Genomic DNA, 25,567 nt, shown 5'->3' with positions numbered 1-25,567 from the left:
ATCGGCACGCCGGCGGGCAGACCCTCCAGCGTCGCGACGAGTGCGGGGCCGTGGGACTCCCCCGCGGTCAGCCAGCGCAACCTGCTCAACGGTGCTCCTCATGCTCGCGCCCGGTACTGCGTATGCCTCGGTGTACACGCGTCCTCGCGTACGGCGGCGGCGCGGCCGGGTGCGCGGCCCTGGCCCGCCTGGGTCGATCCTCCCACGTCCGGGCCGGTGGGCCGGGCGCAGGTCCATCAGGCGGGACGGGACCCGGCCGCCGGAGGCGGGACCGGGCCGTGCCGGGGACGGGACCGGGCCGTGCCGGGGACGGGCCGTGCGGCGGACGTCCGGCGGCTCAGGCGGTCCGCGCCGCGAGCGCGGCCTCGCCCGCCTTCCGCATGGCGTCCACGGGGGCGGGGCCGCGTCCGGTCATCCGCTCGACCTGGAGCACCGCCTGGTGGACCAGCAGGTCCAGGCCGCTGACCACGGCACCGCCGTACGCCGACCAGCGGGCCGCGAGCGCGGTGGGCCACGGCTCGTACAGGACGTCGAAGAGCACGGCGGGCCGCTCGGGGACGGCGCGGGAGAGGTCGTCCGTGGCACCGGCCGGGGTGGTGGCGATCACCAGGGGCGCGCGCAGCGCCTCGGCGGCGTCCGCCCAGTCGACCGTGCGCACCGCGACGCCGAGCCGCTCGCCCCACCGGCGCATCTCGGCGGCGCGCGCCGCGCTGCGTACATACACGACGACCTCGCCGGTGCACACGCGCGCCAGCGCGGCCAGCGCGGACGAGGCGGTGGCCCCGGCGCCGAGCACGGCCGCCGACCCCACCTGCTCGATGCCGTGCTCGCGCAGGGCCGCGACCATGCCGGGCACGTCGGTGTTGTCGCCGACGCGCCGCCCGTCGTCGGTGAACACCAGGGTGTTGACCGTCTCGATCGAGGCCGCGGTCTCGCCGACCTCGTCGAGCAGCGGGATGACGGCGCGTTTGAGCGGCATGGTGAGCGACAGCCCCGCCCACTCGGGACCGAGCCCCTCGACGAAGCCGGCCAGCCCGGCCTCGTCGACGTCGAACCGGTCGTAGGACCAGTCGCCGAGCCCCAGCTCCCCGTAGGCGGCGCGGTGCAGCGCCGGCGAGAGGGAGTGCGCGATCGGGGAGCCGAGCACGGCGGCCCGGCGGTGGCTGTCGCTACCGTTCATGATCCGTTCTTCTTCAGCTCTTCCAGGTACTTCTCGCGGTTGCGGTTCTGCTCCTCGTTGGTCTCCGCGAAGAGCGTCTCGTCCTCGCTGACCGAGACGAAGTAGTACCAATTGCCGTCGGCCGGGTTGAGGGCCGCCTTGATCGCGACCTCGCCGGGGTTGCCGATGGGCCCGGGCGGCAGGCCCTTGATCTTGTAGGTGTTGTACGGGTCGTCGAGCTTGCGCAGGTCGTCCACGGAACCCGTGGCGAGCTTGGACTCGCCGCGCAGGTAGTTGACCGTGGAGTCGAAGTCGAGCAGGCCGTAGGTCTCGGTGTTGTCGGGCTTGAGCCGGTTGTAGACGACCCGGGCGACCTTCTCGAAGTCGTCCTTGGACTTGCCCTCGGCCTGCACGAGGCTCGCCACCGTCAGGACCTGCAGCGGGTCCTCCAGACCCAGCTCCTGGGCCTGTTCCTCCAGGCCGAGCGAGGCGTACTCGGCCTTGGCCTGGTTGATCATCTCCTTGAGCACGTCCTGCGGCTTCATGCCCTTGGAGACGGGATAGCTGGAGGGGTAGAGGAATCCTTCCAGCGGGTCCTTGATGTCGCTGTCGCTGTCCGCCCACTCGGGCAGGCCGAGGCTCTTCCAGTCCTCCTTGGCCACGTCCTCGGTGGTGCCGGCCTTCACGCCGAGCCGCTTGTCGATCATCTTGTAGATGTCGGCGTTGCGCTTGCCCTCGGCGACGACCAGGTTGTTGCGGCTCTTGGGGCTGAGCATCAGGGCCACGGCGCTCTCCGCCGACATCTGCCTGCGCAGCGTGTAGACGCCCGCCTGGAGGGTGTTGCCGTCGGGGTTCTGCGCCTGGGCGGCGACGAAGGCGTCGACGCTCTTGACCACCCCGGCGTCCTTCAGGGCGTTGCCGATCGCGTAGCCGCCCGCGCCCTTGGGGATGGTGACCGTCACCGAGCCCGAGCCCTCGCCCGCGTAGTCCGGGGCCGCGCCGAAACGGTTCTGGTAGAACTTGTAGCCGACATAGCCGACACCGCCGACACCGCCGACGAGCACCAGGGCCACGACCATGCAGGCGACGCCGTTGCGGCTCTTCTTACCCTTGCCGCCGTTCCTGCCCTTGCCGCCGCGGCTCCTGCGGTCGCCGCGGCGTCCGGGCCCGTCCTCGGGGCCGTCGTCCTCGTCGTCGCCCGCGAAGAACGCGTGCTCGCCCTGGTCGGGCCCGGGGTCCCAGTCGGTGCGCGGCTCGGACTCGGCCTGGCGGCGGGCGGGCGGCTCCGGCGGCGGATAGGCGTCCGGGGTGCCGTAGAGGTCGGGCCGCTCGGTGTAGGCCGCGTCCTGCCCCGCGTACGGGTCGACCGGGTCGGCGGGGTGGGGGACGTGCTGCTGACCGGTGTCCCAGCCGCCCTGGTGGCCGATGTGCTGCTGCCCACCCTGGTCGGTGTACTGCTGGGGGCCGGCGCCGCCGTACTGCTGCTGCGTGAGGTCGTACCCGCCCTGCTGGTATTCGTGGCCGTGGACGCCCTGATGACCGGGGGCGTACCCGTCCTGTCCGCCGGCGCCGCCCCAGTCGGCGTACTGCGTCTGCTCACCGTGCTGGGACTGGTGCGCGTAGTGCTGCGGATGGCCGTCGTAGGGGGACTGGCCCCCGGGGGCCTGCTGTCCTCCCCATCCGCCGTCCCCGTACAACGGGTCCTCGGGATGCCACGGTTCGGAGCTGGTGCCCCGGCCATACTCAGTCATCGATCCCCTAGGGCCGCGAGGTCGGACGGCCCCCTCACGCTCCCGGCGCGGTCCGTCCGCCTCTCTGCTGTGCGGTGGCTGTTCGAACGCCGCCGCATCGCGCGGAACGTTACCGTACTGCGATCAGATGACCACTTCGACGGCTTCGCCGGGGGCACTGCCTGACACCCGTTCGGACTCCAGGGCCTGCTGAAGGATGATCACAGCGGCCGCCTGGTCGATGACGGACCGGCCCTTTTTGGACTTCACGCCCGCGGCGCGCAGCCCCTGACCGGCCGTCACTGTGGTCATCCTCTCGTCCACGAGCCGCACGGGGACCGGGGCGATCTCCGTGGCCAGCTCCTGGACGAAGGCGCGGACCTTGGCCGCGGCCGGGCCCTCGCCCCCCTTGAGGGAGCGCGGGAGCCCGACCACCACCTCGATCGGCTCGTACTCCTGTACCAATTGCCGCAGCCGGCGGCGCGCGGCCGGGGCGTCGCGCCCCGGGACCGTCTCGACCGGTGTGGCGAGGATCCCGTCGGGGTCGCACGAGGCGACCCCGATCCGGGCGTCCCCGACGTCGATCGCGAGCCGACGTCCTCTGCGCATGGCCTCGGCCCCTACTTCGCCGTCTCGGCGACCTGGCGCTCGACGGCGGCCACGGCCTCGCCGACGGCGTCCGGGTTCTGGCCGCCGCCCTGGGCGACGTCCGGCTTGCCGCCACCGCCGCCGCCGAGGGTCTTGGCGGCCGTGCGGACCAGCTCACCGGCCTTGAGGCCGCGCTCGCGGGCGGCCTCGTTGGTGGCGATGACCGTCAGCGGCTTGCCGTTGTTCACGGCGAACAGGGCGACGACGGCGGCCCGGCCGCCCTGGATGCGGCCGCGCACGTCGAGGACCAGCTTGCGCAGGTCGTCTGCGGCGGTGCCGTCCGGCACCTGTCCGGTGACCAGGGCGACGCCGCGGACGTCCTTGGCGGACTCGGCGAGCCCGGCGGCGGCCTGGAGCACCTTCTCCGCGCGGAACTTCTCGATCTCCTTCTCGGCGTCCTTCAGCTTGCCGAGCATGGTGGAGATCTTCTCCGGCAGCTCCTCCGGGCGGCCCTTGACCAGCTCCTGGAGCTGGGCGACGACCGTGTGCTCGCGGGCGAGGAAGTTGTAGGCGTCGACGCCGACGAGGGCCTCGATGCGGCGCACGCCGGAGCCGATGGAGGACTCGCCCAGCAGCTTCACCAGACCGAGCTGGGCGGTGTTGTGCACGTGCGTGCCGCCGCACAGCTCCTTGGAGAAGTCGCCGATGGTGACGACGCGGACCCGCTCGCCGTACTTCTCGCCGAACTCGGCGATGGCGCCCTGCTTCTTCGCCTCCTCGATGCCCATGATCTCTGCGTGGACGTCGAGTTCGTAGGAGAGCACCTCGTTGATCTTCTGCTCGACGTCCGTCATCACGGCCGTGGGCACGGCGGACGGGGAGCCGAAGTCGAAGCGGAAGCGGCCGGGCTGGTTCTCGGAGCCGGCCTGGGCGGCCGTCGGGCCGAGGGCGTCGCGCAGCGCCTGGTGGGTGAGGTGCGTGGCCGAGTGGGCGCGGGCGATGGCCCGGCGGCGGCGCACGTCGATGACGGCCTCGGCCGTGGCGCCCACGGTGACCTCGCCGACCTGGACGACGCCCTTGTGGACGTAGACGCCCGGGACCGGCTTCTGGGTGTCTCGGACCTCGATCACGGCGCCCGTGTCGGTCTTGATGCGGCCGGTGTCGCCGATCTGGCCGCCGCCCTCGGCGTAGAACGGGGTGCGGTCGAGGACGATCTCGACCTCGTCGCCCTCGGAGGCGGCCGGCGAGGAGACGCCGTCGACCAGGATGCCCACGACCGTGGACTCGCCCTCGGTGTCGGTGTAGCCGATGAAGTCGGTGGCGCCGGCGGCGTCGGCGATCTCGCGGTAGGCGCCGAGGTCGGCGTGGCCGGTCTTCTTGGCCAGGGCGTCGGCCTTGGCGCGCTCCCGCTGCTCCCTCATCAGGCGGCGGAAGCCCTCCTCGTCCACGGACAGGCCCTGCTCGGCGGCCATCTCCAGGGTGAGGTCGATCGGGAAGCCCCAGGTGTCGTGGAGCAGGAAGGCCTTGTCGCCGGCGAGGACGGTGCCGCCGGCGGCCTTGGTCTCCGTGACGGCGGTGTCCAGGATGTTGGTGCCGGCCTTCAGCGTCTTGAGGAAGGCGGCCTCCTCGGCGAGGGCGACCTTCTCGATGCGCTCGCGGTCGGTGATCAGCTCCGGGTACTGCTGCCCCATCGTCTCGACGACGGTGTCGATGAGGTCCTTGACGACCGGCCCGGTGGCGCCGAGCAGGCGCATGTTGCGGATGGCGCGGCGCATGATGCGGCGCAGCACGTAGCCGCGGCCCTCGTTGCCGGGCGTGACGCCGTCGCCGATGAGCATGACGGACGTGCGCATGTGGTCGGTGACCACGCGCAGGGAGACGTCGGAGTCGTGGGCGGCGCCGTACTCGACGCCGGTCAGCTCGGTGGCCTTCCTGATGACGGCCATCGAGGTGTCGATCTCGTACATGTTCTGCACGTCCTGCAGAATCATGGCGAGACGCTCCAGACCGAGGCCCGTGTCGATGTTCTTGCTCGGCAGGTCGCCGAGGATCTCGAAGTCCTCCTTGCCGATGCCCTGGCCGCGCTCGTACTGCATGAAGACCAGGTTCCAGATCTCCACGTAGCGCTCGTCGTTGACGGCCGGGCCGCCCTCGACGCCGAACTCCGGGCCGCGGTCGTAGTTGATCTCCGAGCACGGACCGCAGGGGCCGGGCACGCCCATGGACCAGAAGTTGTCCTTCTTGCCCAGGCGCTGGATGCGCTCGACCGGGACGCCGATCTTGTCGCGCCAGATGGCCTCGGCCTCGTCGTCGTCGAGGTAGACGGTGATCCACAGACGCTCGGGGTCGAGCCCGTAGCCGCCCTTGTCCCGGGGCGTGGTGAGCAGCTCCCAGGCGTAGGTGATGGCGCCTTCCTTGAAGTAGTCGCCGAAGGAGAAGTTGCCGCACATCTGGAAGAACGTGCCGTGGCGCGTGGTCTTGCCGACCTCCTCGATGTCGGGCGTGCGCACGCACTTCTGCACGCTGGTGGCGCGCGAGAAGGGCGGCTTGACCTCGCCGAGGAAGTACGGCTTGAAGGGCACCATGCCCGCGGGGACCAGCAGCAGAGTCGGGTCGTCCGCGATGAGCGACGCCGAAGGCACGACGGTGTGCCCGCGCTCCTCGAAGAAGCTCAGCCAGCGGCGGCGGATCTCAGCCGACTCCATCAGTGGTCCTCATTCCGGTTGTTCGAGTGCGTCGAGCCCTCGACGTACTTCGGTCGTGTGCGGTTCTCGATGGCGGCGACCCGCCGCGCGGGCAGTTCCCCGGCCGGACGGTCGTTGATGCCGAGCGCCTCGCCGAGCTCCGCCTCGCGCTGCACCATGTTGTCGCGGACGTCGAGCGCGAAGTCCTTGAGCCGGTGGCCCGCCTCGACCGCCTTGTTCGCGGCCTGGGCGGCGAGACTCTCGGGGGTCAGCTGCTTGATCTTGCGGTTGACCTTGGTGGTGGCCCACACGCCGGCGGCGGCGCCGGCGGTGAACCAGAACGTACGGCGGAACATCGCTGCGTCAGTCCTTCTTACTTCCGTTTGCCCCGCCGTGACGACGAGACGGTGCGGCCCACGATGACGGTACGGTCGGCCTGCCCCGCGGAACCGCCCTCGCGGCGGCCGCCGAGCGCCCTGCGGACGCCGTAGCCGAACGCCGCGACCTTGACCAGCGGTCCGCCGAAGGTGGACGCCACGGTGGTGGACAGCGCCGACGCGTTCGACGTGACCTCCTGGACGTCCGAGGCGATGGCGTCGACCCGGTCGATCTGGGTCTGCGCGGAGCGCACCGCCGCGGAGGCGTCGGCCAGCAGCGGGACCGCCTGCTCGGTCACGTCCGCGACGAGCTTGGTGGTCGCCCTGAGCGTCTGGGCCAGCCTCGCCAGTGCGACGGCGAGGAAGGAGACCAGGATCGCCCAGAAGACGGCCACCAGAATCCCGGCCACCTCTCCACCGGACACTGCGCACCCGCTCCCTGGACACGTGCGAGACGTGCCGCAACATCGAAAAAGTCGTCTCCCGAGCCTATCGCGCCGGGGCCGCCGCTCCGTACCGCATTACCGGTGCCCCCGTCCAAGCCGCGCGAACCGATTGTACGGAGCGGATACGGATCAGTACGCTCCGTGTCCCATGCGAGGTACTCAGCCCCCCGGCGCGGGCGCGCGCGGCAATTTACCCCTGGAACTCGACGCGTTCGTGGGCCGGACGGCCGAGCTCGCGGAGCTGGCCGGACTGCTCGGCGCGGCCCGTCTGGTGACGGTGACCGGCGTCGGCGGGGTGGGCAAGTCGCGGCTCGCGGCGCGGGCGGCGGCCCGGACCCGGCCCCGCGACGGGGTGTGGCACGTGGGGCTGTCCCCGGTGCGCGACCCCGACCTCGTGGCGTACGCGCTGGCCGGGGCGCTGGAGCCGGCCGACCGGACCGCCCGGCCGCCGCGGCGGGTGCTGCTCGACCACCTCGCCGGACGCCGGCTGCTGCTCGTGGTCGACGGCTTCGAGCAGGTGGTGGACGCGTGCGCCGCGCTGCTGGGCGAGCTGCTGCGGCACGCGCCCGGGCTGCGCGTGCTGGCCGCGGGCCGCAGACCGCTGGGCCTGGCGGGCGAGCGGGTGGTCCCGCTGGCGCCGCTGCCCGAGCCCGAGGCGGCCGAGCTGTTCGCGGCGCGGGCGGCCGCGGCGGTGCCGGGCTTCGCGGCGCACGACGGCCACCGCGCCGACGTCCTGGAGCTGTGCCGGCGGCTCGACGGCATCCCGCTCGCCCTCGAACTGGCCGCGGGCCGGCTGCGCACCCTGTCGCCCGCCCTGCTCCTCGCCCGCCTCGACGACCGCTTCGGGCTGCTGACCGGCGGGGGCCGCGACGCGCTGCCGCGCCACCGGACGCTGCGCACGGCGATCGGCTGGAGCCACGAGCTGTGCGCGCCCCGGGAGCGGCTGCTGTGGGCGCGCCTGTCGGTGTTCGCCGGCCGCTTCGAGCTGGACGCGGCCGAGTACGTGTGCGGCGGCGACGGACTGCCCGCCGAGGAGGTGCTCGACGCCCTGACCTCCCTGCTGGACCAGTCGGTGGTCACGCGCGAGGAGACCCCCGCGGGCATGCGCTACCGGATGCTCGACACGGTGCGGGCCTACGGCGCGGACTGGCTGGCGGCGCACGGCGGCACCGCGCGGCTGCGGCGCCGCCACCGGGACTGGTACCTGGGGCTCGCGACCTGGTGCGAGCTGGACTGGTTCTCGCCGCGCCAGGACGAGGTGGCCGCGCTGGTCGAGACGGAGCTGCCGAACCTGCGCCACGCCCTGGAGTACTGCCTGACCGAGCCGGACGAGGCGCCCGCGGGCCGGCGGCTCGCGGGCTCCCTGTGGTTCTACTGGGTCGGCTGCGGGCGGCTGGCCGAGGGGCGGCACTGGCTGGCCCGGAGCCTGGACCCGGACGGCGGGCCGTCCGGGCCGCCCGAGCCGCAGGAACCGTACGAGCCCGCCCGGCTGAAGGCACTGTGGGTGCTGGGCCACGTGGCCGTCCTGCAGGGCGACACGGTGTCCGCGCTGACGGCGCTGCTGCGCTGCCGCCAGGAGGCGGAGCGCGCGGACGACGCGACCGCCCTCGCCTACGCCGAGCACCGCACCGGCTGCCTGGCGCTGGTCACGGACGACGTACCGCGCGCCGAGACGCTGCTGCGCTCGGCCCTCGACCGCTACCGGGAGCTCGGCGAACTGAACACCCAGGTGCTGATGGGCCAGGTCGAGCTGGCGATGGCGCTGGCCTTCCGGGGCGACCTGTCCGGCGCGGTGGAGCTGTGCGAGGAGGTGCGCCGCGTCTGCGGGGACCACGGGGAGCGCTGGTGCCTCACGTACGCGCAGTACGTCCTGGCGTACGCGGCCTGGACGGAGGGGGAGGTCGGCCGGGCCCGGGAGCTGCTGGCCGACGGCCTGGCGGTCGGGCACGCCTTCCGCGACCTGCTCGGCACGGTGCTCGCGGTGGAGCTGCTGGCGCTGGTCACGGCGGCGGAGGGCGATCCGGCCGAGGCGGCGCTGCTGCAGGGGGCGGCGGACCGGATGTGGGCGTCGGTGGGGCCGCCGCTGTTCGGCTCGGCCCTCTTCGACGCGCCGCACCGGCTGTGCGAGACCATGGCGCGCGAGGACCTGGGCGACGCCCGCTACGAGGAGCGTCTCCGGGCGGGGCGGCTGCTGGAGCGGGACGCGGTGGTGGCCAGGGCGCTGGGCCGCTCGCGCACCGCGGCCCTGCTGCCCGCGGTGCGGGAGGCGGTGCGGCTCGCGCGCCGCGCCGCGGACACGCGGCAGCCCGCCGCCTCGCCCGCTCCGGGGAGCGGGGAGACGACGGGCTGACGCGCGAGTGGACCTCGTGTCCGCCGAGTGATCAGCGGGCGTAGTACTCGACGACGAGCTGCTCGTCGCAGATCACCGGGATCTCCTTGCGGTTCGGCTCGCGGTCCAGGCGGAACGCCAGGGCCTTGAGGTTCACCTGGAGGTAGCGCGGGGTCTCGCCGTCGGCGGCGAAGCCACCCTCGCGGGCGACCTCGAACAGCGGCTTCTGGCGGCTGCGCTCGCGGACCATGACGACGTCGTCCGGCTTGACGCGGAAGGACGGCTTGTCGACCTTCTGGCCGTTGACCTCGATGTGGCCGTGGACGACCATCTGGCGGGCCTGGTAGATCGTGCGGGCGATGCCCGAACGCAGGACCAGCGCGTCGAGACGGCGCTCGAGCTCGATGATCAGGGCCTCACCGGTCTTGCCCTGGACCTTGGAGGCACGCTCGTAGGCGCGGACGAGCTGGCGCTCGGACACGTCGTACTGCGCGCGCAGGCGCTGCTTCTCCAGCAGACGGACCTTGTAGTCCGAGTTCTGCTTGCGGCCGCGGCCGTGCTCGCCCGGCGGGTAGGGGCGGGCCTCGAAGTACTTGACGGCCTTCGGGGTCAGCGCGATGCCGAGGGCACGCGACTTCTTGACCTTGGGGCGGGACTGGTTCGCCACTTCTTTTCCTTTTCCGTATCGGCTGCCTCAGGGTTACGGGAGGTCGCATCCGCAGCCGGGGATTCCCGCCGGGTCCGCTGAAGGACCTGCCGGGCAGCCGCTCCCCTGGTCTGGGCACATACGTGCAGCACACGAACGGCCCACCGACCGGTCCCGGAACTCCGGGTGGTGGTGGGCTGCCCGCGACACCTACGACGGTGCGCGACGCTCCTGGATCGAAGGATCCGGCTGGATGTCCCGCCTGAGGCGCCGACCGGAGCCGGACACGGGACGCAGCACTCCGGGAGAGTCTACAGGGTCCTCAGGACCGCCCCCGGCCGAGGTGCTTCCTGGTCCACTCGACCGCGTCCGCGTAGCGCGCCTCCGCGCCGTGCCGGGTCGGGGTGTAGTACTCGCGGTCGGCGAGTCCGTCCGGGGCGTACTGCTGGGCGGCGATGCCCTCGGGGAGGTCGTGCGGGTACACGTACCCCTGCGCGTGGCCGAGCTTGGCCGCGCCCTTGTAGTGGCCGTCGCGCAGGTGCGGCGGGACGGGGCCCGCGTGGCCCTTGCGCACGTCCTCCAGGGCTGCGCCGATCGCCGTCGTCGCCGCGTTCGACTTCGGGGCCAGGGCCAGGGCGATCGTGGCGTGGCTGAGGGTGAGCGCCGCCTCGGGGAAACCGATCATGGCCACGGCCTGGGCGGCGGCGACGGCCGTGGGCAGCGCGTGGGGGTCGGCGAGGCCGATGTCCTCGCTGGCGGAGATCATCAGCCGCCGGGCGATGAACCGGGGGTCCTCCCCCGCCTCGATCATCCGCGCCAGGTAGTGCAGCGCCGCGTCGACGTCCGAGCCGCGGATCGACTTGATCAGAGCGCTGGCCACGTCGTAGTGCTGGTCGCCGTCCCGGTCGTACTTCACCGCGGCGCGGTCGACCGAGTCCTCCAGCGTCTCCAGGGTGATCTCCTGCTCGCCCTTGGCGAGGGCCGCGCCCGCGCCCGCCTCCAGGGCGGTCAGCGCCCGGCGCGCGTCGCCGCCCGCGATGCGCAGCAGGTGCCCCTCGGCGTCCTCGGGCAGCGTGACCGCGCCGGCCAGGCCGCGCTCGTCGGTGAGCGCGCGCCGGACCAGACCGCGCAGGTCGTCGTCGGTGAGCGGCTCCAGGGTGAGCAGCAGGGAGCGGGAGAGCAGCGGGGAGATCACCGAGAAGTACGGGTTCTCCGTGGTCGCGGCGATCAGCGTCACCCAGCGGTTCTCCACCGCGGGCAGCAGGGAGTCCTGCTGGGCCTTGCTGAAGCGGTGGATCTCGTCCAGGAAGAGGACGGTCTCCTTGCCGTAGCCGCCGGTGGCGCGCCGCGCGCCGTCGATGACCGCGCGCACCTCCTTGACGCCCGCGGTGATCGCCGACAGCTCGACGAACCGCTTGTTGGTGGCCTTGGAGACCACGTACGCCAGGGTCGTCTTGCCGGTGCCGGGCGGGCCCCACAGGATGACCGAGGACGGCCCGGCCGGGCCGCCCCCGGCCTCGCCGACGAGCCGGCGCAGCGGCGAGCCGGGCTTCAGCAGGTGCTGCTGGCCGACGACCTCGTCGAGCGTGCGCGGGCGCATCCTGACCGCCAGCGGGCTGCTGGACGGCTCCTTCTCCTGGCGGTCTTCGGCCGCGGCGGTGAACAGGTCGGGCTCCACGGGGGAAACCCTATGTCACGCCTCCGACAACGCCTGAGCCGCGGATCCGGAGGTCCGCGGCTCAGGCGTTGTCGGGGGAACGGCTCAGCCGGTCCAGAAGTCCCACCAGCGGGTCAGGATCAGCATGCCGATGACGCCGATGTGCAGCACCGGCAGCACCCAGGTGAACTCGCCGAAGAAGCTCTTCAGGCCGTTCGGCGCGGGCAGGTGCCCGGCGCGGACGTTGAAGGAGGTCACGTACCAGAACATGACGATCGTGGCGACCCAGGCCAGGCAGCACCACAGGCACAGCGAGTTGATGCGGTACAGCGACTGGAACTGCAGCCAGGTCACGAAGCCGACGCCGAACAGCGTGCCCGCGTTGAAGGTGAGCCAGTACCAGCGCGGGAACGTGGCGCGGCCGAGCAGGCTCATGCCGACGCAGATCACGATGCCGTAGGCGACGAGGCCCATCATCGGGTTGGGGAACCCGAAGGCGGCGGCCTGGTCGCTCTTCATGATGTTGCCGCAGGACACGACCGGGTTCAGGCTGCAGCCCGGGACGAAGTCCGGGTCCTCCAGGAGCTTGAACTTGTCGAGCGTGATGACCCAGGAGGCCAGCAGCCCGGCGGCGCCCGTGATCACCAGCAGCAGGGCGAGCGCCCGGCTCGCGCCCGGCACACGCGGAACAGGGGTGGGTTCCTGGTCGGCGGAGACACCGCTTCTGACAGTCGTCTTGCTCATCACGCCGTTTCCGTAGTGTCGAAGGGGCTGGTGGGCACGGTCATTGTGCCGCACACAGACCCGTGTCCACCGTTCGATGGACATAAGGAGGTACGCACGACGGTCCCGGAACGCTCGTCCGGGCGGGACGCCCAGTCGTAGGGCAGCACACATGAGCGACCTCGCCGTGGATGTACGGGGGCTGCGCAAGCGCTACGGGGGCGCGACCGCCGTCGGCGGAACCGGTTCCGCCGAGATCCGGCGGGGTGGGGCGTTCGGCCTGATCGGGCCTGATGACGCGGCAGGAGCGCCACGGCGGGGGAAGATCCTCCAGGACACCGGGCGCGGGACGCGGGCGAGGTGCGGGCGCCCGGCGCGGACCCGGCGGCGGCCCCGCGCACACGGCACTCCCGCGCGGAAGTCGTCCGGCAGGACGAATCCGCGCCCGCCGGGTTGACGGCCGGGCGGACGGTGCGGCATTTCTCCCGCTACCGCCCGACACCGTGCGATCCGGAGGAGGCCGTCACGAAGGCGGACGGCACCGGTGCCTCCGGGGCGCCGGTGCCGTCCGTACCGCCGTGCCGCGGGACCGCCGGGCGGTCCCGGGGCCTCAGCCGATCCGCCCCAGCTTCACTTCCAGCTCCGCGACGATCTCGGTCACGCCCACGGAGGTCTGCTCGCCGGACTCCATGTCCTTGAGCTGGAGGACGCCCTCGGCCAGGTCGCGCTCGCCCGCGACGATCGCGTAGCGGGCGCCGCTGCGGTTGGCGTTCTTCATGGCGCCCTTGAGGCCCTTGCCGCCGTACGCGAAGTCCGCGGCGACGCCGACCCGGCGCAACTCCGTGACCACGCCGAACAGCACCCGGCGGGCCTCCTCGCCCAGCGGCACCGCGTACACGCTGGTGGCGGAGGGGAGCTTCGGCTCGACGCCCTCGGCCTCCAGGGCGAGCACGGTGCGGTCCACGCCGAGCGCCCAGCCGACCGACGGCAGCGAGGGGCCGCCGATCATCTCGGACAGGCCGTCGTAGCGGCCGCCGCCGCCCACCGCGGACTGCGAGCCGAGCCCGTCGTGCACGAACTCGAAGGTGGTGCGCGTGTAGTAGTCCAGGCCGCGCACCAGCTTGGGGTCGTCCTCGAAGGAGACGCCCGCCGCCGTGATCAGCCCGCGCACCTCCTCGTGGTACGCCTTGCACGCGTCGCACAGGTAGTCGCGCAGCAGCGGCGCGCCGGCCAGCTGCTTCTGCACGCTGTCGCGCTTGTCGTCGAGGACCCGCAGCGGGTTGATCTCGGCGCGGCGCAGCGTCTCCTCGTCCAGGTCGAGGCCGCGCAGGAAGTCCTGGAGCGCGGCCCGGTAGACGGGGCGGCACTCCTTGTCGCCCAGGGAGTTGAGCAGGATGCGGAAGTTCCGCAGGCCCAGCGAGCGGTACGCCTGGTCGGCCAGAATGATCAGCTCGGCGTCCAGGGCCGGGTCCTCGGCGCCGATCGCCTCGGCGCCGACCTGCGAGAAGTGGCGGTAGCGCCCCTTCTGCGGGCGCTCGTAGCGGTAGTACGAGCCCGAGTACCAGAGCTTGACCGGGAGGTTGCCCGCCTTGTGCAGGTTGGCCTCCAGCGCGGCGCGCAGCACGGAGGCCGTGCCCTCGGGGCGCAGGGCGAGCCGGTCGCCGCCCTTGGTCTCGAAGGCGTACATCTCCTTGGTGACGATGTCGGTGGACTCGCCGACGCCGCGCGCGAACAGCTCCACGTTCTCGAAGCCGGGCGTCTCGATGTAGCCGTAGCCGGAGTTGCGCAGCGGCGCGGCGATCGCCTCGCGCACCGCGAGGTACTTCGCGGAGTCGGGCGGCAGCAGGTCGTACGTGCCCTTGGGGGCCTGGAAGGTACTCACGAAAAGGTCTCTCGTCACATTCCTCGTCGGGGAGCGCCGGGCGCTCCCTGGCCGGCGGCCACCTGCCGCAGGTACGGGTTGGTGGCGCGCTCCTGGCCGATGGTCGTCTGGGGGCCGTGGCCGGACAGCACCACGGTCGAGTCGTCGAGCGGCAGGCACACGCGCGCCAGCGATCCGAGCAGCTCGTCCGCGTCACCGCCGGGCAGGTCGGTGCGTCCGACGGAGCCGGCGAACAGCAGGTCGCCGGAGAAGAACACGGACGGCACGTCCGCGCTCTGCGGCATCCTGAAGGTCACCGACCCCTTGGTATGGCCCGGCGCGTGCGCGACGGAGAACTCCAGGCCCGCCAGCTCCAGGCGGGAGCCGTCGGCCAGCTCCTGGACGTCGTCGGGCTCCCCCACCGTCAGCTCGCCCATGAGCGGCATCCCGATGGACCGGCCGAGGGCCTTCTCCGGGTCGCTCATCATGTAGCGGTCCGCGGGGTGGATCCAGGCCGGGACGCCGTGCGCGCCGCACACCGGGACGACCGAGGCGACGTGGTCGATGTGGCCGTGGGTCAGGACGACGGCGACGGGCTTGAGCCGATGCTTGGCGAGTGCGTCCTCGACCCCCTGCGCGGCCTGGTGGCCCGGGTCGATGATCACGCACTCCTCACCGGCGGCGGGGGCGACGAGATAACAGTTCGTCCCCCAGGCCCCGGCGGGGAACCCGGCAATGAGCACGATCGTCCTTCGGTTGTCGTACGAGGGTGAGTGGCTGTGGACCAGAGCCTACCGGCGCTGCCGTAACCACAGCGAACCCATATACGGTACGGGGCACACGCAGGCGATCGGCTCACCAGACGCACGCGTCCCACCTGACAGACTCAACGCACGAGGAGAGAACCCGGTGGTCAGCCAGGAGCAGCGGCGGCGTCAGCTCGCCCGGGAGAAGTTCTTGCGGCAGCAGCAGCGGCGTACGACCGCCCGGCGCAGAGCGCGCGTCCGCAACACGGTGGTGGCGTCGGTCCTCGGCGTGGTCGTCGTGGGCAGCGTGGTGTCCTACGCGACCGGGGTCTTCAAGAACGACGACAAGTCCGCCAACGCGTCCGCCGAGGCATCCCCGAGCGCGTCGGCCACCAGCAAGGCGCCGGACCCCTGCGAGAAGGCCGCGAAGGGGAAGGTGAAGTCGCTGAGCTACAAGAAGGAGCCGGCGATGACCATCGACAAGTCCGCGAAGTACACCATGGAGCTGCAGACGACCTGCGGCGACATAGACATCGCGCTGGACGCGGCGAACGCCCCGCACACGGTGAACTCGTTCAACTTCCTGCTCGGCAAGGGCTACCTCGACCACACCAAGTGCCACCGTCTGACGACCGCCGGCATCTACGTGCTGCAGTGCGGCGACCCCGAGGGCACCGGCATGGGCGGACCCGGCTACACCATCCCGGACGAGAACCTCGACGCCAAGAGCCTGAAGGGCGACGTCTACCCGGCCGGCACGGTGGCGATGGCCAACCAGTACAACGCCCAGACGAAGGAGGGCCGCGACTCCGGCGGCAGCCAGTTCTTCCTCGTCTACCAGGACAGCCCGCTGCCGTCCGACTACACCCCGTTCGGGACCGTCTCCGAGTCCGGTATGAAGGTCCTGAAGAAAATCGCGGACGCCGGCGAGAGCACGGGGCAGGGGGACGGCACCCCCAACGCGACCGTGGTGATCGACAAGGCCACCGTGACGAAGTCCTGACCCTCAACTGGGAAAGTTCGGTCGCGCGGGATGCGGACAGCCGCCCCGCCGGTCGCCTATGTTGGCCGTGACGAAATTGTGGACGATGCCCGGGAGCGCACAGACCCGCGGGCATCATGTGGAGGAGGCGCTGTGAGCAGCGACCCGTGGGGCCGCGTCGACGAGACGGGCACCGTGTACGTGCGTACGGCCGAGGGCGAGCAGGTCGTCGGTTCCTGGCAGGCGGGCTCTCCCGACGAGGCGCTGGCCTACTTCGAGCGCAAGTACGAGGGCCTGGTCGTGGAGATCGGCCTCCTCGAGCGGCGGGTGAGGACCACCGACCTGTCGGCGAAGGACGCGCAGGCCGCCATCGGCCATCTGCGCGAGCAGGTCGACGCGCACCACGCCGTGGGTGACCTGGACGCGCTGCGGGCCCGGCTCGACAAGCTGGTGGAGACCGTGGAGGCGCGCCGCGAGGAGCGCAAGGCGCAGCGGGCCAAGCAGTCCGACGAGGCGCGGCACGCCAAGGAGGCGCTGGTCGCCGAGGCGGAGGAGCTGGCGCAGTCCGACCAGTGGCGGGCCGCCGGTGAGCGGCTGCGCGCCCTGGTGGACACCTGGAAGGGCCTGCCGCGGCTCGACCGCAAGTCGGACGACGAGCTGTGGCACCGGTTCTCGCACGCGCGCTCGGCGTTCTCCAAGCGCCGCAAGGCGCACTTCGCGTCGCTTGACGCGCAGCGCGAGGAGGCCCGCCGCACCAAGGAGCGGCTGGTCGCGGAGGCCGAGGCGCTGTCCGGCTCGACCGACTGGGGCCCCACGGCGGCGCGCTACCGCGAGCTGATGGCCGACTGGAAGGCGGCGGGACGCGCGCAGCGCGAGCACGAGGACGACCTGTGGAACCGCTTCCGCGGCGCCCAGGACGTCTTCTTCGCCGCCCGCAGCGCGGTCTTCGCGGAGCGGGACGCCGAGCAGGCGGAGAACCTCAAGCTCAAGGAGGAGCTCGCCCAGGAGGCCGAGAAGCTGCTGCCGGTCACGGACCTGAAGTCCTCGCGGGCGGCGTTCCGCTCGATCAACGAGCGCTGGGAGGCCATCGGTCACGTGCCGCGCGACGCCCGGCCCAAGGTCGAGGGCCGGATGCACGCCGTGGAGCGGGCCATCCAGGAGGCCGAGGAGGCCGAGTGGCGCCGGACGAACCCGGAGGCACGCGCGCGTGCCGCGGGTCTGACCGGTCAGCTGCAGGCCGCCGTGGACAAGCTGAGGGGCCAGATCGAGCAGGCCCGCGCCCAGGGCAACAACGCCAGGGCCGAGAAGCTGGAGCGGGAGCTCGAGGGCCGCCAGGCGCTCCTGGACCAGGCCCTGAAGGGCCTGCAGGAGTTCGGCGGCTGAGCGTCCGCGGCCACCGCGTGGTGTGAGGAAGGGGCTCCCGTACTCGGTACGGGAGCCCCTTCCTCACACCACCGCCCCTGTGGGAAGGGGGCTCCGTACGGCGGAAGGGGGCTCGGTACGCGACGTACGGAGCCCCCTTCCGCCCGGCCCGGGGGCCGGCCGCTAGCGGGTCTGGCGGGCCGACGTCACGCGGTACACGTCGTACACGCCCTCCACTCCCCTGACCGCCTTCAGGACGTGCCCCAGGTGCTTGGGGTCGCCCATCTCGAAGGTGAAGCGGGAGGTGGCCACGCGGTCGCGGGAGGTCTGGACGGCCGCGGAGAGGATGTTCACGTGCTGGTCCGACAGGACGCGCGTGACGTCCGAGAGGAGGCGCGAGCGGTCCAGGGCCTCGACCTGTATGGCGACGAGGAACACCGAGGACTGGGTCGGCGCCCACTCGACGTCGAGGATCCGCTCCGGCTCGCGGGACAGCGACTCGACGTTGACGCAGTCGCTGCGGTGCACCGACACCCCGCTGCCGCGGGTGACGAAGCCGATGATCGGGTCACCGGGCACGGGGGTGCAGCAGCGGGCGAGCTTCACCCACACGTCCTCGACGCCCTTGACCACGACGCCCGGGTCGGAGCTGGAGCGCCGCTTGCGGCCGCGGCCGCGCGACGGCGGCACGCTCTCGTCGATCTCCTCGCTGGCGGCTTCCTCGCCGCCGAGCGCCTGCACCAGCTTCTGCACGACGCCCTGCGCGGCCACGTGGCCCTCGCCGATCGCCGCGTACAGGGACGAGATGTCCGGGTAGCGCATCTCGTGCGCGAGGGTGACCAGCGAGTCGCCCGTCAGGATGCGCTGGATCGGCAGGTTCTGCTTGCGCATCGCCCGCACGATGGCGTCCTTGCCGTGCTCGATCGCCTCGTCGCGGCGCTCCTTGGAGAACCAGGCGCGGATCTTGTTGCGGGCGCGCGGCGACTTCACGAAGCCGAGCCAGTCGCGGGACGGGCCCGCGCCGGTGGCCTTGGAGGTGAAGACCTCCACCAGGTCGCCGTTGTCCAGGGTGGACTCCAGCGGGACCAGGCGGCCGTTGACCCGCGCCCCTATCGTGCGGTGGCCGACCTCGGTGTGGACCGCGTACGCGAAGTCCACCGGTGTGGCGCCCGCCGGAAGCGCTATGACGTCGCCCTTCGGCGTGAAGACGAAGACCTCGTTGCGCGACAGGTCGAAGCGCAGGGACTCCAGGAACTCGCTGGGGTCCTCGGTCTCCTTCTGCCAGTCGAGCAGCTGGCGCAGCCACGCCATGTCGTTGACGGCGTCCTTGTCCTTGCCGGCGCTGCGGGGCGCGTCGGTGCGGACCTTGGAGGCGCCGGCCACGGCCTCCTGCTTGTACTTCCAGTGCGCCGCGATGCCGTACTCGGCGCGGCGGTGCATGTCGAAGGTGCGGATCTGCAGCTCGACGGGCTTGCCGTTGGGGCCGATCACCGTCGTGTGCAGCGACTGGTACATGTTGAACTTGGGCATCGCGATGTAGTCCTTGAACCGGCCGGGGACCGGGTTCCACCGCGCGTGCACCGTGCCGAGGGCGGCGTAGCAGTCGCGGACCGTGTCGACGAGGACGCGGATGCCCACCAGGTCGTAGATCTCCGCGAAGTCGCGGCCTCTGACGATCATCTTCTGGTAGACGCTGTAGTAGTGCTTGGGGCGGCCGGTGACGGTCGCCTTGATGCGGGCCGCACGCAGGTCGGACTGGACCTCGTCGGTCACCACGGCCAGGTACTCGTCGCGCTTGGGGGCGCGCTCGGCGACCAGCCGGACGATCTCGTCGTACATCTTGGGGTAGAGGATCGCGAAGGCGAGGTCCTCCAGCTCCCACTTGATGGTGTTCATGCCCAGGCGGTGGGCGAGCGGCGCGTAGATCTCCAGGGTCTCGCGCGCCTTCTTCTCCTGCTTCTCGCGCTTGAGGTAGCGCATGGTGCGCATGTTGTGCAGGCGGTCGGCGAGCTTGATGACCAGGACGCGCGGGTCCTTGGCCATCGCGACGACCATCTTGCGCACGGTCTCGGCCTGCGCGGCCTCGCCGAACTTGACCTTGTCCAGCTTGGTCACGCCGTCGACGAGGAGGGCGACCTGGTCGCCGAAGTCCTGGCGCAGGGTGTCCAGGCCGTACTCGGTGTCCTCGACGGTGTCGTGCAGCAGGCCCGCCATCAGCGTCGCCGGGTCCATGCCCAGCTCGGCGAGGATCGTCGTCACCGCGAGCGGGTGCGTGATGTACGGGTCGCCGCTCTTGCGCTTCTGGCCGCGGTGCCAGCGCTCGGCGACCTGGTAGGCGCTCTCGATCTGCCGCAGCGTGGCCGTCTCGATCTTCGGGTCGTTGCCGCGCACTATCCGCAGCAGCGGCTCCAGGACCGGGTTGTACGGGTTGGAGCGCTGGACGCCGAGGCGGGCGAGGCGGGCCCGGACACGGTTGGAGGAGCCGCCGGAGCGGGCGGGCTGGCCAGGGGCGGGACGCGCGGGCCGGTGGTCCGCGCCGCGCTCCGGGGAGGCCGGCCGGGGACGCGCCTGCCCGGCCGCCGTGGCACCGGACGCGGGCTGCGTCCGTCCGCCCGGTGCGTTCGTGCCGTCCCGGGCGGGCGTGGCGGTGCGGCCCGACGCGGTGTCGGGCTCGGCGGCTGGAGATCCCCCCAGGCGCTCGGCGCCGTGCGGGGCTGTCCCCAGGCGTTCGGCACTGGGGGAGAAGGGCTGGGCCTCGTCTGGCAAGAGGGCTCCTCGTGCGCGATCCGGGTCCCCCGGTCAGGCTCCGGATACCCCATGGTAGCGATCCACGGCCCCGGGCTCTCATTCGACCGGTGAGACGCCTTGATACGGGAGAAACACCGGAGGCGGGCACCGGATTCCTCCGGGCCCGCCTCCGCGGTGCCGTACGGACGTCGTACGGGGTGGTGCTCGGGTGCTCAGACGGTGAGCAGCGCCTCCAGCGGGGCGCCGTCGAGCGCCGGGGCGAGACGGTCACGGCCGCCCAGGAAGCCGAGTTCCATGAGGACCGAGACGCCGGCGACCTCGGCACCGGCCCGGCGGATCAGCCGGAGCGAGGCCTCGGCGGTGCCGCCGGTGGCGAGGACGTCGTCGACGACCATCACGCGGTCGTCCGCGGTCAGGTCCTCGGCGTGGATCTCGATCTCGGCCGAGCCGTACTCCAGGTCGTACGCCTGGCTGAGCGTCGCCCCGGGGAGCTTGCCCGCCTTGCGCACGGGGACGAAGCCGAGCCCGGCGCGCACCGCGACGGGGGCGCCGAGGATGAAGCCGCGGGCCTCCAGGCCGACGACCTTCGTGGCGCCGGTGCGCGCGCAGATGCCGGCGAACGCGTCGGTGAGGGCCGAGAACGCGGCGGGGTCGGCCAGGAGCGGGGTGATGTCCTTGAACATCACGCCCGGCTCCGGGTAGTCGGCGACATCCCGGATACGGCTGAGGAGCAGGGTCGAGATGTCGGTGAGGTCGGTCATCGGCGCTTTCCGGAGGGTCGGCCGCGGCCCCGGTTGCGGGCCGCGGGCTGGGAGCGCTGGTCGCGCGGCCCCACCACGGCGGGCGTCGCGTCCTCGGGCTCCTGGTCGTACGGTTCGTCGGCGGAGGCCGTCTCCGGGGACTCGCCCTGGGAGGCGGCCGCGGCCCGCTTGGCGAGCACCCGCCGCTTGAGGTTCCTCATCGCGGGCTCGCGCTCCTTGAGGTCGGCGACGAGCGGCGTGGCGATGAAGATCGAGGAGTAGGCACCGGCGGCGAGGCCCACGAAGAGCGACAGCGAGATGTCGTTCAGCATGCCGGCGCCGAGGACGCCGCCGCCGATGAACAGCAGGCCGGCGACCGGCAGCAGCGCGACCACCGTGGTGTTGATGGAGCGCACCAGCGTGCTGTTGATCGACCGGTTGGCGACGTCGCTGTAGGTCCAGCGGCTCTGCTTGGTGAGGTCCTTCGTCTGCTCCTTGAGGGAGTCGAAGACGACGACCGTGTCGTAGAGCGAGTAACCGAGGATCGTCAGCAGGCCGATCACGGTGCCGGGGGTGACCTCGAAGCCCACCAGGGCGTAGATGCCGACGGTGATGGTGATGTCGTGGATCAGCGCCACCAGGGCGGCGACGGCCATGCGCCACTCGAAGGCGATCGCCAGGTAGATCACCACGAGCACCATGAAGATGCCCAGGCCCTGCCATGCCTTGTTGGCGATCTGCTCACCCCAGCTGGGGCCGACCAGATCGGCGTTGATCTTCTCGGAGTCGACCTTCAGGTCCTTGGACAGGGCGTCCTTGATCTCGTCGGACTTGGCCGTGTCCACACCGGAGATCTGGATGCGCAGGCCGCCCGTGCCGAGCTCCTGCACGATCGCGTCGTGGCCGGAGGCCTCCTCCGCGTACTCCTCGGCCTGCGCCACGGAGACGCTGGTCTTCGGGGTGGTGAAGACGGCACCGCCCTGGAACTCGATGCCCATGTTCAGACCGCGTACGGCCAGGCCGACGATCGCGGTGATGGTGATGAGGATCGACAGGCCGTACCAGATCTTGCGCTTGCCGACGAAGTCGTATCCGACCTCGCCACGGTAGAGACGGGCGCCGAGATCGCCGAGCTTCGACATCTCACGCCTCCTTCGGGTCGACGGGGGCGGACACACGGCGGGAACGGCGCAGCGGCGGCTTGGCGCCGAGCCGCTTCGGGTCGAGACCCGACCAGCTGTGGCCGCTCGCGAAGAACTTCCTGCGGGCGAGGATCGTCATGAGCGGCTTGGTGAAGAAGAAGACGACGACCACGTCGAGCAGGGTCGTCAGGCCCAGCGTGAACGCGAAGCCCTGCACCTTGCCGACGGTGACGATGAAGAGCACCGCCGCGGCCAGGAAGGACACGAAGTCCGACACCAGGATGGTGCGCCGGGCGCGGGGCCAGGCGCGGGCGACGGCCGGGCGCAGCGTGCGGCCCTCGCGGACCTCGTCCCGGATGCGTTCGAAGAACACGATGAACGAGTCCGCGGTGATGCCGATGGCGACGATCGCGCCGCAGACGGCCGGCAGGTTCAGCGCGAAGCCGATGGCCGGGCCGAGCAGCGCCATGATCACGTAGGTGAGGACCGCCGAGACCAGCAGGGAGGCGATGGCGATGAGCGACAGGCCGCGGTAGTAGACCACCAGGTAGATGACGACCAGGGCGAGGCCGATGGCGCCGGCGATCAGACCGGCGTGCAGCTGCTCGCCGCCGAGCGCGGCGGTGACGGTGGTGACGCTCTGCTCCTCGAAGGAGAGCGGCAGCGCGCCGTAGGACAGCATGTTGGACAGTTCCTGCGCCTCGGTCTGGTCGAAGCTGCCGGAGATCTCCGCGGTGCCGCCGGTCAGTGCCTGCCGGACGTACGGGTCGGAGACGACGTCGCCGTCCAGGACGATCGCGAACTGGTTCTGCGGGGACTGCTTCTGCGCCAGCTCGCCCGTGATGTCGCCGAACTTCTTGGCACCGCCGGACGTGAAGTCCATGGTGACCTTCCAGCCCGCGCCGGACTGGGTGTCGTAGACCGCCTGGGCCTTGTCGACGTCCGTGCCGTCGACCGCGGCCGGGCCGAGCAGGTACTTCTGCCACTGGCCCTGGGAGTTCTGGCCGCAGGCCAGGGACGAGTCGCCGGGCTTGGCGCCGTCATCGGCGGTCGCGCGGACCGACGGCTTGGTGCAGTCGAGCGCGGCGTACTGGGCCTGGAGCTTGCTGTCGGCCCCGGTGGCGGCGTCGTCGCCCGCGGAGGCCGGGGCGGAGGCGCTCGCGGACGGGGTGGAGTCCGCGGCGAGGGCGTCGGTGACCGCGCGGCCCTGCGAGGTGGCGGACGCGGACGGCGTCCCGGAGGCGGACTCGTCGGAGGGGGTCGCCTCGTCCTTGTCGGTGGCCTCCTCGCCGTCGGACTCCTTCGAGGCGCTGCTCGACGCGCTCGGCTCGGGGCTGGCCGAGGCGGCCGCGCCGGAGACCTCGGTCGCGAGGACCGGGCGGAAGTAGAGCTTGGCGGTGGTGCCGACCTGCTCGCGGGCCTGCTTGGAGTTGGTGCCCTTGGGAATGTTGACGATGATGTTGCGATCGCCCTGGGTCTGGACCTCCGCCTCGGAGACACCGAGGCCGTTGACACGGCGCTCCATGATCTCGACCGCGGTGTCCATGTTGGTCTTGTTGATCGCCGATTCCTGGCCGGGCTCGCTCTTCGCCTTGAGCGTGATGCTGGTGCCGCCGGCCAGGTCGATGCCGAGACGCGGGGTGGTGTGCCCGGAGAGGAACATCCCCCCGGTGAGCGCCACGATGGCGATCAGGATGAGGGCCAGCGAGCGCCCCGGCTTGCCCTGGGCGCTCGCGCTCCGGCCCTTCTTCGGTGCTGCCACCTTCTCGTACTCCCTCTCGGGCCGCCCGGCGCCGGGTGAGCGCGGACGGCCATGCCATGGTGTCGGGACTCCGTGCGGGAACCGCACGTCCCGGGAAGCGCGGGGCGCGAGCGGATCGCGCCGCGCTCCCGGTGGGCCTACTTGGCCTCGGACCCGCCGTCGGTCTTCTTCGGCTCCGCCTCGTCGGACTTCGTCAGGTCCGCGGCGGGCTCGTCGGCCGCGTCCTTCGTGAGGTCGAGGGGCTTGTCCTCGGAGGCGCCGGCGGGCTCGTCGGTCCCGGTGAGGGAGGAGGCGTCGTCCGGGACGTGGGCGCCGTCGGCCTTCAGGTCGTGCTCGACGCCGTGGACGATGCGGTTGTACTCGTCGTCCGAGAGGACCGCGCCGATCGCGTTCTTCGCGAAGAGCAGGTCGACGCCCGGGCCGGCGTCGAGGAGGACCGTGTCCTCGTTGACCTCCTTGACCGTGGCGTACATGCCGCCGATCGTGCGCACGCCGGAGCCGGGCTGCATCTCGTCGCGCATCTGAGCAGCCTGCTGCTGCTTCTTCTTGGCCGACCGGGTCATCAGGAACATGGCCCCGATGAGCACGATGAACGGGAGGAGGGTCACGAGACTCACGGGTCGGAACTTCCTTCAAGCGACCGCGCTGGGAGCGGCCTGATGGATGGGGGTTTGCGTACACCACCGGCAGGGGCGGCATCGGCGGAGTCTAAGCGAGTCCGCGCGCAAGGAACAACGCTCAGCATCCCATCGGAGTTCCTGGTCCCGTGCGAGCGCGCGCCGTCATGCCCCGAACAGGTCCTGTTGTCCGCTTCCGCCGCCCGCCGCGGAGCCGGGCGGGGTCAGCCCGAGGTGGGCCCAGGCGGCGGGCGTGGCCACGCGCCCGCGCGGGGTGCGCGCGAGCAGTCCCTCGCGCACCAGGAAGGGCTCGGCGACCTCCTCGACCGTCTCGCGCTCCTCCCCCACGGCGACCGCGAGCGTCGACAGGCCGACGGGTCCGCCGCCGAACAGCTTCAGCAGGGCCTCCAGGACGGCGCGGTCCAGGCGGTCGAGACCGCGGGCGTCCACCTCGTACACGGCGAGGGCCGCGGAGGCGATCTCCCTGGTGATCACGCCGTCGGCCTTGACCTGGGCGTAGTCGCGCACGCGGCGCAGCAGGCGGTTGGCGATGCGGGGAGTGCCCCGGGAGCGGCCGGCGATCTCGGCGGCGCCCTCCGCGCCGATCTCCACGTCGAGCAGGGCCGCCGAACGGTGGACGACGCGCTGCAGCTCGGCCGGCTCGTAGAACTCCATGTGCGCGGTGAAGCCGAAGCGGTCGCGCAGCGGCGGCGGCAGCAGACCGGCCCGGGTGGTGGCGCCCACCAGGGTGAACGGCGGCAGTTCGAGCGGGATGGCGGTGGCCCCGGGGCCCTTGCCGACGATGACGTCGACGCGGAAGTCCTCCATGGCCATGTAGAGCATCTCCTCGGCGGGCCGCGACATGCGGTGGATCTCGTCGAGGAAGAGGACCTCGCCCTCCTGGAGGGAGGACAGGATCGCGGCCAGGTCGCCGGCGTGCTGGATGGCGGGGCCGCTGGTGATGCGGATCGGGGCCTCCATCTCGGCCGCGATGATCATGGAGAGGGTGGTCTTGCCGAGGCCGGGGGCGCCGGAGAGCAGGACGTGGTCGGCGGTGGCACCGCGCGCGCGGGCGGCGCGCAGGACGAGGTCGAGCTGCTCACGGACCTTCTCCTGGCCGATGAACTCGTCCAGGTCCTTGGGGCGCAGCGCGGCCTCGACGGCCTGGTCCTCGCGGTCGGCGACCGAGCCCACCAACCGCTCGGCGGCGGTCGCGTCGGTCGTGTCGTCCCAGTTCATTGCGTGTGCCTCGCGGTCGCTGTCGGGTC

General features: G+C 71.9%; 21 protein-coding genes. 3 read left to right on the top strand and 18 right to left on the bottom strand.

Annotated features, from left to right (window positions below; genetic code table 11):
• The 7 genes from IE271_RS44010 to IE271_RS25395 form a co-directional block, all read right to left on the bottom strand.
• Positions 1-89 (bottom strand): chorismate synthase (locus IE271_RS44010; RefSeq protein WP_158693198.1); only part of this gene is annotated, 89 nt, incomplete at its 3' end.
• A 248-nt stretch (positions 90-337) separates the two neighbouring features.
• On the bottom strand, positions 338-1,180 hold the full coding sequence (locus tag IE271_RS25420) for a shikimate dehydrogenase (RefSeq protein WP_190192746.1): 843 nt from the start codon (positions 1,178-1,180) through the stop codon (positions 338-340).
• Entirely contained in the window at positions 1,177-2,910 is a 1,734-nt protein-coding gene (gene mltG, locus IE271_RS25415) for an endolytic transglycosylase MltG (protein WP_190192745.1), read from the bottom strand. The genes IE271_RS25420 and mltG overlap by 4 nt, the downstream gene beginning before the upstream one ends.
• Positions 2,911-3,033: 123 nt before the next feature.
• Positions 3,034-3,498: a Holliday junction resolvase RuvX gene (gene ruvX / locus IE271_RS25410; RefSeq protein ID WP_190192744.1), complete on the bottom strand. Its 465-nt coding sequence runs from the start codon at positions 3,496-3,498 to the stop codon at positions 3,034-3,036.
• 11 nt (positions 3,499-3,509) lie between these two features.
• Positions 3,510-6,182: an alanine--tRNA ligase gene (alaS, locus tag IE271_RS25405; protein ID WP_190192743.1), complete on the bottom strand. Its 2,673-nt coding sequence runs from the start codon at positions 6,180-6,182 to the stop codon at positions 3,510-3,512.
• Positions 6,182-6,517: a DUF6167 family protein gene (locus IE271_RS25400; protein WP_190192742.1), complete on the bottom strand. Its 336-nt coding sequence runs from the start codon at positions 6,515-6,517 to the stop codon at positions 6,182-6,184. The genes alaS and IE271_RS25400 overlap by 1 nt, the downstream gene beginning before the upstream one ends.
• A gap of 17 nt (positions 6,518-6,534) precedes the next feature.
• Complete coding sequence (locus IE271_RS25395) at positions 6,535-6,963, bottom strand: DUF948 domain-containing protein (protein ID WP_190192741.1); 429 nt, start codon at positions 6,961-6,963, stop codon at positions 6,535-6,537.
• A gap of 169 nt (positions 6,964-7,132) precedes the next feature.
• Here IE271_RS25395 and IE271_RS25390 point away from each other — a divergent pair, with 169 nt between their 5' ends.
• Positions 7,133-9,334, top strand: a complete 2,202-nt coding sequence (locus tag IE271_RS25390; RefSeq protein WP_190192740.1) for an ATP-binding protein — start codon at positions 7,133-7,135, stop codon at positions 9,332-9,334.
• A 31-nt stretch (positions 9,335-9,365) separates the two neighbouring features.
• On the opposite strand, the gene rpsD is transcribed toward IE271_RS25390, so the two are convergent.
• The 5 genes from rpsD to IE271_RS25365 all read right to left on the bottom strand — a co-directional run bounded on the left by rpsD (position 9,366) and on the right by IE271_RS25365 (position 14,943).
• Positions 9,366-9,980, bottom strand: a complete 615-nt coding sequence (gene rpsD / locus IE271_RS25385; RefSeq protein WP_030577314.1) for a 30S ribosomal protein S4 — start codon at positions 9,978-9,980, stop codon at positions 9,366-9,368.
• Between the two features lie 301 nt (positions 9,981-10,281).
• A complete protein-coding gene (locus tag IE271_RS25380) occupies positions 10,282-11,637 on the bottom strand; it encodes a replication-associated recombination protein A (RefSeq protein WP_190192739.1) in 1,356 nt (451 codons plus the stop codon).
• A gap of 84 nt (positions 11,638-11,721) precedes the next feature.
• A complete protein-coding gene (locus IE271_RS25375; protein WP_190192738.1) occupies positions 11,722-12,360 on the bottom strand; it encodes a vitamin K epoxide reductase family protein in 639 nt (212 codons plus the stop codon).
• Between the two features lie 589 nt (positions 12,361-12,949).
• Positions 12,950-14,221: a histidine--tRNA ligase gene (gene hisS / locus IE271_RS25370; RefSeq protein WP_190192737.1), complete on the bottom strand. Its 1,272-nt coding sequence runs from the start codon at positions 14,219-14,221 to the stop codon at positions 12,950-12,952.
• Between the two features lie 14 nt (positions 14,222-14,235).
• The gene (locus tag IE271_RS25365; RefSeq protein WP_190192736.1) at positions 14,236-14,943 is read right to left on the bottom strand and encodes an MBL fold metallo-hydrolase; all 708 of its coding nucleotides are present in this window, start codon (positions 14,941-14,943) and stop codon (positions 14,236-14,238) included.
• A gap of 166 nt (positions 14,944-15,109) precedes the next feature.
• Here IE271_RS25365 and IE271_RS25360 point away from each other — a divergent pair, with 166 nt between their 5' ends.
• Together IE271_RS25360 and IE271_RS25355 are read left to right on the top strand one after the other, a co-directional pair.
• Entirely contained in the window at positions 15,110-15,949 is an 840-nt protein-coding gene (locus tag IE271_RS25360) for a peptidylprolyl isomerase (RefSeq protein ID WP_190192735.1), read from the top strand.
• A gap of 132 nt (positions 15,950-16,081) precedes the next feature.
• Positions 16,082-17,311: a DUF349 domain-containing protein gene (locus IE271_RS25355; RefSeq protein WP_190192734.1), complete on the top strand. Its 1,230-nt coding sequence runs from the start codon at positions 16,082-16,084 to the stop codon at positions 17,309-17,311.
• 162 nt (positions 17,312-17,473) lie between these two features.
• Here IE271_RS25355 and IE271_RS25350 read toward each other — a convergent pair whose 3' ends face one another.
• The 6 genes from IE271_RS25350 to ruvB form a co-directional block, all read right to left on the bottom strand.
• Positions 17,474-20,056, bottom strand: a complete 2,583-nt coding sequence (locus IE271_RS25350) for a RelA/SpoT family protein (protein ID WP_229919556.1) — start codon at positions 20,054-20,056, stop codon at positions 17,474-17,476.
• A gap of 194 nt (positions 20,057-20,250) precedes the next feature.
• Complete coding sequence (locus IE271_RS25345; RefSeq protein WP_190192733.1) at positions 20,251-20,799, bottom strand: adenine phosphoribosyltransferase; 549 nt, start codon at positions 20,797-20,799, stop codon at positions 20,251-20,253.
• On the bottom strand, positions 20,796-21,920 hold the full coding sequence (gene secF / locus IE271_RS25340; RefSeq protein WP_190192732.1) for a protein translocase subunit SecF: 1,125 nt from the start codon (positions 21,918-21,920) through the stop codon (positions 20,796-20,798). The genes IE271_RS25345 and secF overlap by 4 nt, the downstream gene beginning before the upstream one ends.
• 1 nt (position 21,921) lies before the next feature.
• Positions 21,922-23,682: a protein translocase subunit SecD gene (gene secD / locus IE271_RS25335; protein WP_190192731.1), complete on the bottom strand. Its 1,761-nt coding sequence runs from the start codon at positions 23,680-23,682 to the stop codon at positions 21,922-21,924.
• A 137-nt stretch (positions 23,683-23,819) separates the two neighbouring features.
• Positions 23,820-24,299: a preprotein translocase subunit YajC gene (gene yajC, locus IE271_RS25330; RefSeq protein ID WP_190192730.1), complete on the bottom strand. Its 480-nt coding sequence runs from the start codon at positions 24,297-24,299 to the stop codon at positions 23,820-23,822.
• A 165-nt stretch (positions 24,300-24,464) separates the two neighbouring features.
• The gene (gene ruvB, locus IE271_RS25325; protein WP_190192729.1) at positions 24,465-25,538 is read right to left on the bottom strand and encodes a Holliday junction branch migration DNA helicase RuvB; all 1,074 of its coding nucleotides are present in this window, start codon (positions 25,536-25,538) and stop codon (positions 24,465-24,467) included.
• Between the last annotated feature and the right edge of the window lie 29 nt (positions 25,539-25,567).

Source organism: Streptomyces minutiscleroticus, from assembly GCF_014650875.1.
GTDB lineage: Bacteria > Actinomycetota > Actinomycetes > Streptomycetales > Streptomycetaceae > Streptomyces > Streptomyces minutiscleroticus.
Note: the sequence above shows the minus strand (reverse complement) of the source record. Positions and strands in the feature narration are given on the sequence as shown.

Excerpts from the sequence above, each read along its gene's own strand:
- IE271_RS25420 (WP_190192746.1), bottom strand. The coding sequence starts at position 1,180 with ATGAACGGTAGCGACAGCCACCGCCGGGCCGCCGTGCTCGGCTCCCCG.
- mltG (WP_190192745.1), bottom strand. The coding sequence starts at position 2,910 with ATGACTGAGTATGGCCGGGGCACCAGCTCCGAACCGTGGCATCCCGAG.
- ruvX (WP_190192744.1), bottom strand. The coding sequence starts at position 3,498 with ATGCGCAGAGGACGTCGGCTCGCGATCGACGTCGGGGACGCCCGGATC.
- alaS (WP_190192743.1), bottom strand. The coding sequence starts at position 6,182 with ATGGAGTCGGCTGAGATCCGCCGCCGCTGGCTGAGCTTCTTCGAGGAG.
- IE271_RS25400 (WP_190192742.1), bottom strand. The coding sequence starts at position 6,517 with ATGTTCCGCCGTACGTTCTGGTTCACCGCCGGCGCCGCCGCCGGCGTG.
- IE271_RS25390 (WP_190192740.1), top strand. The coding sequence starts at position 7,133 with ATGCGAGGTACTCAGCCCCCCGGCGCGGGCGCGCGCGGCAATTTACCC.
- IE271_RS25375 (WP_190192738.1), bottom strand. The coding sequence starts at position 12,360 with ATGAGCAAGACGACTGTCAGAAGCGGTGTCTCCGCCGACCAGGAACCC.
- IE271_RS25345 (WP_190192733.1), bottom strand. The coding sequence starts at position 20,799 with ATGACCGACCTCACCGACATCTCGACCCTGCTCCTCAGCCGTATCCGG.
- secF (WP_190192732.1), bottom strand. The coding sequence starts at position 21,920 with ATGTCGAAGCTCGGCGATCTCGGCGCCCGTCTCTACCGTGGCGAGGTC.
- ruvB (WP_190192729.1), bottom strand. The coding sequence starts at position 25,538 with ATGAACTGGGACGACACGACCGACGCGACCGCCGCCGAGCGGTTGGTG.